Here is a 12898-nt window from a genome sequence, read left to right as displayed (position 1 = left end):
GCGGCCGACTGTCCCAATCCCTCCCCTAGTTTTAGGGTGGGGTACTTTTTACTTCTGAGCCGCGAAAAAATCGGGGCGGATATTAATCATCAGATATGCCCACGTGCCGATTTTATCTTTCTGATTCATAGTGCCCTGCTTTGTGTATTCCAGCGTATTGGTGCCGTTCATAATGGCATAACCAGCTTCAATCGCCGTGAATTTGTTCAGTGCATACGTAGCAATCAGATCGTATTCCATGCCCAGCTTCGACGATAGGGGAGTTGCCGTAGGTACGTCGGGCATTTTGTTGAACGTAGTGTTTGCCAGCGCGAAATAGTGCACATCGAACGTAGTGGTCAGGCGTTTGCCCGCGTATTTGAACTTGAGAAACGCATCCTGTAAACCACCTGCGGGCGAACCCGTACCGACATAGAAATAATCCATGTAGCCCCAATGCCGGTGCGGGGTGCCATAAAGCGGATCAAATCGGCTGGTTTCGCCTGATTTTAACGTAGCGTCATCGTTGCCTGAAAGCACTTCGTAACCCGGTCCAACACTAAGCGCACCGCGTTGGAACATGACATTCGCTCCATAATGATGTGCACCTTTAAGCTGTAGTCCATCGCGGTCTTTGCCACTTTGCCAATAGCCGAAAGCCTGCCACAAAACCTGTGTCGTTTTGCCCGTTGCACCTGATTGCCCGGTCAGCATCGCGCCATACGTAACGCGCGAATTTGTTCCTGTTACGTCATAACGGCGACCATATACGTAACCTGCAGTTGCTGAGCCGATGGAGTCGATACGGTACTTCTGAAAATCATCTTTGAATACCAGCGCTGAGAATTTCGTTCTATTGAATTTTCGCGTCAAATAGGCCATCTGAAACGATTTGAACTGCTGGTTCTGGCCATTCGTGCTAACCGCGTTGGAAACAACTGGCGCACCACCTTTACCAGTAGTAGGCAGAAAACCCGCCGGAACAGCTAACGTAACGTTCTGTGTCGACAGCGCCGAAACGGGTACGTTGGCGGGTGTGTAATACGTACCGGCAACACCAAATGCATCGGTATTCTGGTTAAAACCAACGCCTAAGTCCAGCGCCCAGCCTTTGTGTTGCGCTTTCAACACGGCAGCGTCGAAACGGCGGCCCTGCTGTAACCAGTCCAGATTACCCAATAGTCGAACATCGTCGTAAACAAGCTCCTGACGACCAATTTTTAAGGACAGATAATCAATTGCTTTTGTTGTAATGGTTGTATCGGCCCGGTTGAGCAACGTAAGGTCGGCCCAGGCTTCGTGTACCATCAATCGGTTGCCATCGGCATTGGAAATAGTAGAGGCATCCTGCCCCCAAACCCGTACGTCCTGAATGGCAAACCCAAACGTAGCACGGTTCCATTTATAACCAAACGTTAGCCGTGTTCGCTGCGACGTAAATGCCGACATCGGCGCATCTTTAATGGGCAAGTTTCCGACGCCGTTACGTAGTTCAGTACGGGTACGAAGCTGTCCGGTTAGGGAAAACTGTGCTCTAAGCGTCGGTTGTAAACCGATTATACAGATACCCAAAAGCGATACTCGCCGGAGGTAAGGTTTCATGATGATAGGTGATTAGAAGAGCGAAAATGAATGGCAAAGACAAGAGTCACCCAGCCCATGAAAGATGGGTAATGGTCAGACCGTTAGCGTGCAGAACAACAGAAGACTGGGCGAAGAAATACGGATGCTTAACGTAGCATCGGGGCCAGCCAGAACGGAAGGCAGATTTGCTTTACGTACGTTTTTTCATTTTCTTTGAAGCGTTTGTGTTTTTCGCATAGACAAAACCCTGTTGAGCCGGTCCAAAGGTGCCCCCACACCGGATCGGCTTTTTTAATTTTAGCAGGCTACTGAAACGTTACGTAGGCATTCCGACAAATACGACGGATGCAATGTAACAACCTCGCCGATAATCAGCACAGCCGGTGCCCCCACACCTTGCTCTGCTATCAATTGAGGCATATTCCAGACTTGACCAACCACACAATGCTCATCGGCACGTGTGCCGTTCTGTACAACTGCCATTGGCATATGGCCGCGTCCGGCCTGACAATAGAGCGCACATATCTCATTTACTTTACTGAGCCCCATAAGCACAACAACGGTTGCTTTCGACTGAACGGCCAGCCGCAAATCGTCGGATAATTCGCCGTTACGTGTGGTGCCGGTAATGACCCAAAAACTTTCGCTTACACCCCGGCTCGTAACCGGAATACCCTGTGAAGCCGGTACTGCAATACTGCTCGACACACCCGGCACGATTTCGCAGGGAATACCGTACTGACGTGCGTAATCAAATTCTTCAAAACCGCGTCCGAATACATACGGATCACCACCTTTTAGCCGTACTACGTGCCCATGCTCCTGAGCCAGTCGCACAATTAACGTATTGATTTCGTCCTGCGAGAACGATGCTTTTCCGGCACGTTTCCCTACATATGTTTTTAATGAATGCGCTGGTGCGAAATCTAATAAGGAAGCATTGGCAAGGTCGTCATATAAAACAACGTCGGCCTGCCTGAGCGCCCTGATCCCTTTTAAGGTGATCAATTCGCCGTCGCCGGGACCCGCCCCCACGAGTGTTAGCTTTGGCTGCATATTTGTTTTTGTGTTTAGTGGTAAATAGTAGAAATGTACTATTTATAGTTATTATTAACTATGTACTAACTTGCTTCAAAATTAGAGTCGAAATTCTTAAAAACAAGTGATTTTCAAAAAAATATCTTTCGTTATCAACTTTAAACGGAATATAAAGTTAGGTTTTTGTAAAAACACCTTTTAAATTTGACGTAATCAATTTTGGGGAAAGTTGATTGATTTCTTGAATTAGTTCAATATTTAAACAGGGTTTTCATACTATTATAGTTACTATTAACTATGATTACACACACAAACAAGCGTGTCGTTGTGATAGGCAATGGCATGGTCGGCTACAAATTCTGCGAAAAACTGGTAGCCAAAGAAAAAAATAGGGATCGATTTACACTAACGGTTTTTGGGGAAGAACCACGTGTGGCTTACGATCGCGTGCATCTGAGCGCCTATTTTGCGGGTAAAACAGCCGAGGATTTGACCCTGGCACCCGCAGAATGGTATGCCGAACAGGGTATTACGTTGTACCTAACCGATCCGGTTGTCGATATTAATCGAGAGCGGAAGGAAGTTCGTTCGCACCACGGTGTCGTAGTTCCTTACGATTATCTGATTCTGGCAACGGGTTCAGGCGCGTTTGTGCCACCATTGGCCGGGGTCGAAAAAGACGGTGTTTTCGTCTACCGAACCATCGAAGATCTAGAGCTCATTCAATCGTACGCGCGCAGGGCCCGGCCTGGATTGGCCACTAAAGGAGCCGTTTTGGGTGGTGGTCTGCTAGGATTGGAAGCTGCAAAAGCACTGCTGGATTTAGGACTCGATGAAGCGCACGTAGTAGAATTTGCCCCTCGTCTGATGCCCCGGCAGATTGACGATGCGGGTTCGGGCATTCTGCAACAGAAACTTGAATCGCTTGGGCTCACTATTCATCTCTCGAAAAGTACGCAGGAAATAACTGGCGACGATTGTATTACGGGAATGCAGTTTGCCGATGGCTCACATCTGGAGGTCGATATGCTGGTTATTTCGGCAGGTATTCGCCCACGCGACGAACTAGCCAAATCCGCCGGGCTCGATACGCATCCACGTGGAGGAATCCTTGTCGACAATTCGCTTCAGACATCCGACCCATCGATTTTTGCCATTGGTGAATGCGCCGTAGCACACCACATGATTTATGGACTTGTTGCCCCCGGTTATGAAATGGCCGACGTAGTGGCGTCGCAACTAGTAGGCGAAACGAAGGAGTTTAAGCCGTTCGACATGTCGACCAAGCTAAAGCTAATTGGTACAGATGTGGGTAGTTTTGGCGATCCATTTGCCAGCGAGCCCAACTGTAGAACCATCGTTTACGAGAACAAAGCGAAGGGCGTTTACAAACGTATCAACGTATCGGCCGATGGTAAGCAATTGCTGGGCGGCATTCTTGTGGGCGATGCTGATCAGTATAATATGTTGCTGCAAACCTGCAAGAATAAAACCATTTTACCGCCTGACCCTGAGGATGTTATCCTAGGTTCGCGTGGGGGAGAAGAAGCTGGCGCGGGCGTGATGAGTTTACCCGACGATGCGCTGATTTGTTCGTGCGAAGCTATTACCAAGGCCATGCTCTGCCACGAAATTGGTGAGAACGGGCATAACAGTGTCGATTCGCTTAAAAAAGCGACGAAAGCCTGTACGGGTTGTGGTGGTTGTACGCCTATGGTGAAAGACCTGATTCAGGGCGTAATGAAGCAGAAAGGCGTGTATGTACGTAACATCCTGTGCGAACATTTCGATTACACCCGTCAGGAATTGCTGGACATGGTGAAAATGAACGGGCAAAAAACCTATACCGACGTACTGAATACGTTCGGGCATGGCGATGGCTGTGAAGTTTGTAAACCTGCGGTGGCGTCGATTCTGGCCGGACTCTGGAACGAAAACATTTTAACTAAAGATCGTGCACCAATCCAGGATTCGAACGACCGGTTTCTGGCCAACATCCAACGGGGTGGTACGTATTCGGTAGTGCCACGTATTGCTGGTGGCGAAATCACGCCCGAACGGTTGATTGTGCTGGGGCAGGTTGCTCAGAAATATGGTCTTTACACTAAAATTACCGGCGGTCAACGTATCGATTTGTTTGGCGCACACGTAGGCGATTTACCCAAAATCTGGGAGGAACTCATTGCCGTTGGTTTTGAAAGTGGCCATGCATATGGCAAGTCGCTACGTACCGTGAAAAGCTGTGTCGGCACAACCTGGTGCCGGTTTGGCGTTCAGGATTCGGTTACGTTCGCCATCGAACTGGAGAACCGTTATAAAGGATTACGTTCTCCGCATAAATTGAAGTCGGGAGTTTCGGGCTGTACGCGTGAGTGTGCCGAAGCGCAGAGTAAGGATTTTGGAATCATCGCTACCGAAAAAGGCTGGAACGTATACGTCTGCGGCAATGGTGGAACAAAACCGCAACACGCCCAACTGCTAGTGTCGGATGTTGACAAGGAAACCTGCATCAAATACCTCGACCGCTTCCTGATGTTCTACATAAAAACGGCTGATCCACTGGCCCGTACGGCTACGTGGCTGAATAAAATGGAGGGCGGCATAACGTATCTAAAAGCCGTTGTCGTTGACGACGTATTGGAAATCGCGGAAGAATTAGAGCGTGAGATGCAACTCATTGTCGATACGTATGCCTGCGAATGGAAAGAGGTTGTCGAAAACCCCGAACTCCGCAAACGTTTCACGCACTTCGTGAATGCGCCCGAAGTGAAAGATCCTTCTGTGCAATTCGAATCCCTGCGCGATCAGATTCAGGCAAAAGAATGGGCTTGGTAAGGTTGTAAAGTTGTAGGGTTACGAATTTTATGACATACGCCTGCCCTTACAACTCTACAACTGTATAACCCTACAACTATATAACTCTACAACTGCAAAAAACCAATGGAAGCACTCACTATAAATACCCATAAACTTACCTGGCACGCAGCTTGCCGGATTGATGATATTCCTGAAGATGGCGGTGCCTGTGCCCTTATCGATGGGCGACAAATCGCGATTTACAACTTTACCCGCCGGGGTGAATGGTACGCTACCGACAACGAATGTCCGCATCGGAAGCAGATGGCACTAGGTCGGGGTATGATTGGAAGCCAGGGTGAAGAACCAAAAGTGGCCTGTCCATTTCATAAACGCACCTTTTCGCTCAAAACCGGCCAATGTCTGAACGATGATGGCTATCAGATCAATACGTTCCCAATTCGGGTAGAGCAGGGAATTGTGTATGTAGGTGTCTAGCTTTTAGTTGTCATTCTGGTAAGTTTTTACAAGAACTTCCAACACACATAACGTAGTAGCACGTGAATCAACTCGATCAGCAGGTAGCCCGTCGACTGACCCGTTTTTATATACTGGCACTGACCGTTATTGCGGTCTTGTCGGTTAGTGGGCTTCTGTTTATCCGACGTACCATCAGTACGCATTACGACGACAGCCGGATAGTTAACGTAGCAGGGCGACAGCGTATGTTAAGTCAGCGACTGACAAAGCTTGCTCTGCTACGTTCTACAGGATTTTCGGCGGCTGATACAGTTTCGTTCGATTCATTATTACATACCTGGAGCCAAACTCACATTCAGCTACGTAACGGTGTGTTTCGGATGGAGAAAGTCTATACAGTACGTAAAAGCGCTACGTTGGACAGCATGTTTACTCGAATTGAACCCTACTTTCAGTCGCTCTATCAAAGTTTTAGCAGTTTAAATAACGGAAGAAACGTAGCATCAGAAAAGCAAACTGCGCTTCAGACGATTTTAAGGGACGAACTGTCGTTTGTGCAGCAGATGAATGATATCGTATTTCAGTTCGATACCGAAAGTTTTGAGCGAGTAAAAACGCTGGAACGTATCGAATGGATACTGGCAGTCGCTACGTTGCTGACGTTATTGATTGAGGGACTATTGATTTTCAGGCCGGTAGTCAATTATACCCAACACGTAATCCGACGGCTCGACCATTCGGAGAAAGCTTTGCAACTGGCAAATAATCGGAAAGAAACAGCAAATCGCGAACTGGAAACTACGAATCAGAATCTGGCGGCAGCAAACCAAAAACTGGTGGCTACGCAAGCCGAACTGCTTCAGGCAACCGAGGAAAAATACCGATTACAACTTTCAGAAACCACGATACGTTCAGCGGCTTTGCTCGAAGGGCAGGAGGAAGAACGACGGCGGTTTGCGCGGGAACTTCACGACGGTATCGGTCAAATGCTTACCGGCCTGAAACTACACGCTGAGAAACTAAAATCGACGGTAACGCTGGAAGAGAAACAGCGTCAGCGATTTGCCGAACTCTGTGATTTGATTGCCGATACTATTCAGACAACCCGGCAAATCTCATACAATCTGATGCCGTCGACCCTGAGTGATTTCGGTTTGGGTGCTACCTTGCATTTACTGGCCGAACAAACCGCTCGTTCGTCGGGCGTTAACGTTATTTTTGATGGAAATCGGGAAGGGAAACGCCTGAGCCCAGCAATAGAAATCGGATTGTATCGTATTGCGCAGGAAGCACTACACAATGCGATTAAATATGCCGATGCTCAATTGATACGTATTACGTTACGTCAGGATAGCCGGAAATTGGGGCTGGCCGTTGAAGACGACGGGAAAGGATTTTCGATACGGTCATTGCCCAAGAAAGAAAATGATTCGCTGATTGTAAATGGTCTTGACAATATGCAAACTAGGGCGCGCTTGCTTCAGGGTAATCTGACGATATCTTCACGGCTAAAAAAAGGAACAACGGTTAAGGTTAGTATTAATTTATCAGATAGTTAGCTATGTCGATACGTATTCTTGTTGCCGATGACCACTCTGTTGTGCGGAAAGGAATTCGGATGCTTTTGGAAGATGAAGCCGATATGCAGATTGTTGGCGAAGCGGCCGACGGCGATGAAGCAATTGCGTTACTTTCGGATATTCAACCCGATGTGTTGCTACTGGATATTACAATGCCACGTATGTCGGGTATCGAAGCGCTGAAGGTTGTTTCGAAGCAGTATCCTAATGTTAGAACACTGATGTTCAGTATGCACAATAACCCAGACTATATTCTGAATTCGGTGCAAAATGGGGCCGCAGGATATCTGTTGAAAGACACAGGGCAGGAAGAAATTCTGGAGGCAGTACGTACCGTTGTCAATGGCGATTTATATTATCCCCCCAATGCATCGTCGGTCATTATCAGACATTTACTGATACCCAATACGTCAAAAAAAGAAACTACACCCACAAGCCCCAAAACTCCTTCGATCTGGGGTAAAATTACCTCGCGGGAAGCACAGATTTTGACCTGCCTGATCGACGGAATGAGTAGTCTGGAGATCGCCGAAAAGTTCAGCATCAGCCCGAATACGGTGGCTAACCAACGAGCGAGTATTATCCGAAAAGCTGGGGTAAAAAACACTGCCGACCTGATCCGCAAAGCTCTCGATCAGAGGCCTCAATAAGTACTACGTAGCAAACTATTAACCGCCTGCTACGTAGTATTCTTATGCTATCGTAGTGGACGGGCTGATACGCCTTCAACAGTAATTTTTACGGGCATAATAGCACCCTTCTCGTCAAAATACATTCTGTCGATGCAGGTTTCGCGGTGATTGCCGTCGGTTTCGGTAAGTGGTCGGCGGTGGTAAATAATGTACCATTCATCAGTACCCGGAATCTGAATCACCGAGTGGTGACCAGCTCCTCTGGCAACTTTGGGATCTTGCTCCAGAATTTTACCAACCCGTTCGAACGGGCCGAAGGGAGATTTAGACGTAGCATACGCCACAGAATAATTCGGACCAGTCCAGCCACCTTCCGACCACATGAAGTAATACGTACCGTTACGTATAAACATGATTGGCCCCTCTACGTAATTTTTAGGCGTGATTTCGCGGAACGTAGTGCCATCTGGAAACGGTAAAAATCCTGTAAAATCGTCCTTTAAACGCACAATGTTACAATGACCCCAACCGCCATAAATCAAATAATATTGGTTGTCTTTATCCTTAAAAACAAACTGGTCGATTGGTTGTGCGCCATTGATAATCTGACCAACCAGAGGTTTGCCTAAATAATCGCGGAAAGGGCCGGCCGGATTGTTGGCAACGGCAACGCCAATACCACCTACTTCTTTTTTATGATCGTGGATATCGTTGGCGCCAAAGAAAAAGTAATACTTGCCTCCTTTTTCAATAATGGCAGGTGCCCACATGGCCCGTTTTGCCCATTTCACGGCCGTTGAATCGAGAATTCGGCTGTGCTTGGTCCAGTTCACCAGGTCAGGGGATGAAAAAGCATCGAAAAATACCTGCTGATTGTATTTGTCAGAATAGGTTGGGTAAATCCAGTACTTTTTATCGAAAATAACGCCTTCAGGATCTGCGTACCACCCCGGAAAAACGGGATTGCCTGACGTTTTCTTTTGTTGCGCCCAGCTTTGGGATATGGGAAATAAAAGAGTGCAAAAAACGAGCGATACTAAAATCCGGGACATAGTAACAGAATAGTTTCAATTAATTAAAGGCAAAGGAATATTTTATGAAAGTGTAGTTGATTATTTCAGCTTTTCCATCGCTTTTTTTGTCGCTTCAAACCGCCGTTTAGTCTGAAGAACAGTAGGAGCCGCAACGCGCTCCCGGCAATCGAAAATCCCGCAACGTTCGCAGGTCTGATTCACAATTCGGAAGGGAATTTCTGGCAGATTTTTACTGGTGTGCGGTTCTGCCATAAATTTCATCTTCTTTCTAAGCGTATCGTTTACGGCGAAACACATCGACACACTCATATTCTGTTGAAATTGAGGCTGAAATGGATGGGCAACCGAAATGATCAGGTATTGAAGTCCAGAATCAGCATATTCAGATAACTGTGCCCGACACAACGTACCGTCGACCCCTTTGTTTTGCTGCAAAAACTGAAGTTCCTGCAAAATTGTCCAGGCAATCCAGCGTCGACAGAAGTGCTCATCCATAATGCTACGTGGCCCCTGTTGCCGAGACAGATGCATTTCTTTTGTGAGCTGAAACGTTGTTTGACCGGGTGTATGATTAAAGCGATAAAAGAATAACTGATCGATGCCAAAATCGACCGGTAGAATATTGCTCAATCGATAGAAAAACCGTTCGGGAGTTGCTCTAAAATGAGTAATCAACGCTAAAAAAGCATCGTTACTCCACGTATCGCGGGCAAATAAATCCCGTAATTTTTCGACCAGCGATTCTCTACGAATAAGAATGGCGCCAGCAAAATACGAAGCTTTATAGTTATTGAGAATTTGCTCGAACGAATCGGCTTCTACCCACGAATAGGTATACGGACGATTTTTTAGATTCAGTATTTGAAAACCAGCTTCACGTGCCAGAATAAATAATCGCTGCTCGGTAGAAAGGCCAGCATTGAGGTGTAATGTAAGGTGCTCTGGCCGAAAAATAGAACGTAACGATATCAGTTCAGGTTGCGTAAGTGGGTCAAATTGCTCGATTCGAATATCATAACGCGTCTTGAGCAAGTTTGTGAGTAACACTTCATCCACAAACGTATCGGAGCCCGGCGCAAACTCTGTCAGAAAACGAGCCGCATCAGCTTCAATTTCAGGAAAATGATTATCGTGCATTTCCTGATACGAACGTAGCATAGTCAGATACAACCGTTCTACACTCATGTTGTAACTCAGGGCAATATCCATGAACGTCCGAATCATGGCACTCACCTTGGCAGGAGCTTCGGCCAATAACTCAAGCAGGTCGGAAGGGTCGATTCCAAAAAGTTCAAGCGGAATTTCGGTCAGGAATTTCGAACGTAGCAGATCGGATATAGGCTCCAGCTTTTTGCTCAACTTGAGCGACACCAACGAGTCATAATCGACCTGCATGGCATCGGCCAGTGACGAAATTTTGTCGGCCTTGGGGTATTTTCGGCCTTTTTCGATTTCTGTTACGTATGAAATGGATAAACCGGCCTTTTGTGCCAGCTCACTGACAGACAAGCCTTTATCGAGCCGAAGTTGCCGAAGTTTTAGCCCGAACAATAAGCGAATATGATCAGCGGGGAGGTTCAAGTAATACGAATGTAAGTAGTCAATGAGTAAAGGTTAGCTTGTCGAATAAACGCCCGAAAGCTGGCCGTATTTGGGTAAAAGTACGAAACTGTGATGAATTGAATAGCATCATTACGTTGTGATTTATCCGAAATTGCCCGATTTACTAAAGCCAGAACGAAGATTATATTTCGAATAACTTTTTTGAGGATGGAGGGTTATGCATATGTTCTTTCGGGCAGCGTCTGTTATCTTTAACGAAAAACTCTCCTTTGAATCTGGAGGTGAAATTCAGCGCATAGATTTCATGAAAGTAAGACGTTTACATTTGATATTGCCAATTCTGGGTCTGATAACGTTACACACGACGAGTGGTTGGGCTCAAAACTCTATTCTCTTTCTCAATCAAAATTCGTTTTTGGGAAATGGTGCTGGATCGCAAAACACCACAGGTATTAATAATGTCTTTGTAGGATTTAATTCGGGCCGAAATAACACTACTGGTATTGGAAATGTATTCCTGGGTAGCACAGCAGGGCAGGTAAATACCACCGGTGTAGCAAACGTTTTTGTGGGCGCTCAGGCCGGTGCTGCTAATACATCCGGTATAGGTAATCTATTTCTGGGCCAGCAGGCTGGTGCCAACAGCAATGGTTCCTACAACCTGTTTATTGGGAACGGTTCAGGAAACGGTAATACTAATGGCACAGGAAATACAGCTATTGGAGATGGGTCGTTTTATAATAATTTATCTGGACTTGAAAACACCGCCATCGGCCGGTATGCAGGCATCAATAATACGACAGGTTCCCGAAATACCTTTATTGGGGTAGCCGCTACCAATCCGGTGGGCAGCGGTAACCTGACTAATTCGACGGCTATCGGTTTTAATGCTGCCGTAACAGCCTCCAACTCCATGATACTGGGTAATACTCAGGTGAATGTGGGTATCGGCAATACGGCTCCTGCCAACAAGCTGGAGATCACCAAAGGGGCGGCTAACCAGTCGGGTTTACGGTTTACCAATTTAACCAGTTCCTCTCCGGCCAGCGTAACGAGTCAGTATAAATTTCTGACCGTGAATGCACAGGGGGATGTGATTCTGGGCAGTTTGAATACATCTACTCGTGAAGGCGTTGCTGATGGATTCTGGCAGAAAAACGGTACGTTCCTACAAAACACGGAAGGTGAAGCCGTGATTATTGGAAATAACGTAAATCGGACTCCGGCCGGGTATAAGTTATTTGTGGAAGATGGAATCCTGACCGAAAAAGTAAAAGTAGCCGTTAAGAATACCGATCAGTGGAGCGATAAAGTGTTTGCACCCGGATATTCGTTAAAATCTTTGGGTGAAGTAGAACAGTACATCCATAAACACCAGCATCTGCCCAACGTACCGAGTGCCGAACAAATGGTTGAACAAGGTATGGACGTATTGACCATGAATGCCAAGTTGCTGGAAAAAGTTGAAGAGCTAACATTATATATGATTGAACTCAAAAAAGATAACCAGCAGCTTAAAAATACCGTTTACTCACTTCAGAAAGAAAATAAGAAAATTAAACATATATTGCACTCAGTTACACGTTCCCGATAATTCATTCAGAACTAATTGCCTATAAACCGATGAAACAACTATCTCTCGCCATTGCTTTGTTGGCATCTGCATCTGCATTTGGGCAGGCACCTACCGTGCTTACCAAAAATGTAGAAGCTAATGAACAACAGACTCAACATGCTGTTACTGCTCTGACAGCACGTAACCAAATTGCGTCTCGAGCTTCTGCTATTTATACGGCTGGTAACTCAGTTACCCTGCAACCTGGTTTTGTAGCTAATGCTGGCTCTGTTTTTTCAGCAACCATCGAAAGCCGTCCGGTATTGGGTGATGAAGCTGCTAATCAACTGACCGTTATCGCCTATCCAAACCCATTCCGTCAGCAAACTCGCGTTGAGTACGTATTACCCCGTGCTACGCAGGTGAAAGCTACACTGACGAATTTACAGGGTCAGGTAGTGAGTTTGCCTTCAGAGTCTAAGTGGGAAGAAAGCGGCCGTCATGAAGTAAATCTATCGGGCGACAATCTGCCAGCCGGTACCTATATCTATCAGTTACAGACAGGTGGAGAGCAAAAAACAATTCGTCTGATTAAACAGCCTTAATCTGGATCTACATTTACAAGTATAAAATAGCCAAAGACCACGCCATAACTTA

General features: G+C 46.5%; 10 protein-coding genes. 6 read left to right on the top strand and 4 right to left on the bottom strand.

Annotated features, from left to right (window positions below):
• Positions 1-48 precede the first annotated feature (48 nt).
• Both ACYVD4_RS17035 and cobA read right to left on the bottom strand, forming a co-directional pair.
• Entirely contained in the window at positions 49-1581 is a 1533-nt protein-coding gene (locus tag ACYVD4_RS17035; protein WP_460947821.1) for an alginate export family protein, read from the bottom strand.
• Positions 1582-1860: 279 nt separating this feature from the next.
• A complete protein-coding gene (cobA, locus tag ACYVD4_RS17030; protein WP_460947819.1) occupies positions 1861-2619 on the bottom strand; it encodes a uroporphyrinogen-III C-methyltransferase in 759 nt (252 codons plus the stop codon).
• 279 nt (positions 2620-2898) lie between these two features.
• On the opposite strand from cobA, the gene nirB reads away from it, so the two are divergent.
• The 4 genes from nirB to ACYVD4_RS17010 all read left to right on the top strand — a co-directional run bounded on the left by nirB (position 2899) and on the right by ACYVD4_RS17010 (position 8107).
• Positions 2899-5436 carry a nitrite reductase large subunit NirB gene (gene nirB / locus ACYVD4_RS17025; RefSeq protein ID WP_460947817.1) on the top strand — a complete coding sequence of 846 codons (2538 nt, stop codon included), beginning with the start codon at positions 2899-2901 and terminating at the stop codon, positions 5434-5436.
• A 105-nt stretch (positions 5437-5541) separates the two neighbouring features.
• A complete protein-coding gene (gene nirD / locus ACYVD4_RS17020; protein ID WP_460947815.1) occupies positions 5542-5895 on the top strand; it encodes a nitrite reductase small subunit NirD in 354 nt (117 codons plus the stop codon).
• A 62-nt stretch (positions 5896-5957) separates the two neighbouring features.
• The gene (locus ACYVD4_RS17015) at positions 5958-7436 is read left to right on the top strand and encodes an ATP-binding protein (RefSeq protein ID WP_460947813.1); all 1479 of its coding nucleotides are present in this window, start codon (positions 5958-5960) and stop codon (positions 7434-7436) included.
• A 2-nt stretch (positions 7437-7438) separates the two neighbouring features.
• Positions 7439-8107: a response regulator transcription factor gene (locus tag ACYVD4_RS17010; RefSeq protein WP_460947811.1), complete on the top strand. Its 669-nt coding sequence runs from the start codon at positions 7439-7441 to the stop codon at positions 8105-8107.
• A 47-nt stretch (positions 8108-8154) separates the two neighbouring features.
• Here ACYVD4_RS17010 and ACYVD4_RS17005 read toward each other — a convergent pair whose 3' ends face one another.
• A complete protein-coding gene (locus tag ACYVD4_RS17005; protein ID WP_460947809.1) occupies positions 8155-9141 on the bottom strand; it encodes a glycoside hydrolase family 43 protein in 987 nt (328 codons plus the stop codon).
• A 60-nt stretch (positions 9142-9201) separates the two neighbouring features.
• The gene (locus ACYVD4_RS17000; RefSeq protein WP_460947807.1) at positions 9202-10704 is read right to left on the bottom strand and encodes a helix-turn-helix domain-containing protein; all 1503 of its coding nucleotides are present in this window, start codon (positions 10702-10704) and stop codon (positions 9202-9204) included.
• 286 nt (positions 10705-10990) lie between these two features.
• Here ACYVD4_RS17000 and ACYVD4_RS16995 point away from each other — a divergent pair, with 286 nt between their 5' ends.
• Both ACYVD4_RS16995 and ACYVD4_RS16990 read left to right on the top strand, forming a co-directional pair.
• The gene (locus ACYVD4_RS16995) at positions 10991-12280 is read left to right on the top strand and encodes a hypothetical protein (RefSeq protein ID WP_460947805.1); all 1290 of its coding nucleotides are present in this window, start codon (positions 10991-10993) and stop codon (positions 12278-12280) included.
• Between the two features lie 29 nt (positions 12281-12309).
• Positions 12310-12846: a T9SS type A sorting domain-containing protein gene (locus tag ACYVD4_RS16990; protein ID WP_460947803.1), complete on the top strand. Its 537-nt coding sequence runs from the start codon at positions 12310-12312 to the stop codon at positions 12844-12846.
• Positions 12847-12898 lie beyond the last annotated feature (52 nt).

The sequence above is a fragment of the Spirosoma daeguense genome, assembly GCF_054776875.1.
The sequence above is the reverse complement of the archived record's forward strand: the minus strand, read 5'-3'. Positions and strand labels throughout refer to the sequence as shown.

Excerpts from the sequence above, each read along its gene's own strand:
- ACYVD4_RS17035 (WP_460947821.1), bottom strand. The coding sequence starts at position 1,581 with ATGAAACCTTACCTCCGGCGAGTATCGCTTTTGGGTATCTGTATAATC.
- nirB (WP_460947817.1), top strand. The coding sequence starts at position 2,899 with ATGATTACACACACAAACAAGCGTGTCGTTGTGATAGGCAATGGCATG.
- ACYVD4_RS17010 (WP_460947811.1), top strand. The coding sequence starts at position 7,439 with ATGTCGATACGTATTCTTGTTGCCGATGACCACTCTGTTGTGCGGAAA.
- ACYVD4_RS16995 (WP_460947805.1), top strand. The coding sequence starts at position 10,991 with ATGAAAGTAAGACGTTTACATTTGATATTGCCAATTCTGGGTCTGATA.
- ACYVD4_RS17005 (WP_460947809.1), bottom strand. The coding sequence starts at position 9,141 with ATGTCCCGGATTTTAGTATCGCTCGTTTTTTGCACTCTTTTATTTCCC.
- ACYVD4_RS16990 (WP_460947803.1), top strand. The coding sequence starts at position 12,310 with ATGAAACAACTATCTCTCGCCATTGCTTTGTTGGCATCTGCATCTGCA.
- nirD (WP_460947815.1), top strand. The coding sequence starts at position 5,542 with ATGGAAGCACTCACTATAAATACCCATAAACTTACCTGGCACGCAGCT.
- cobA (WP_460947819.1), bottom strand. The coding sequence starts at position 2,619 with ATGCAGCCAAAGCTAACACTCGTGGGGGCGGGTCCCGGCGACGGCGAA.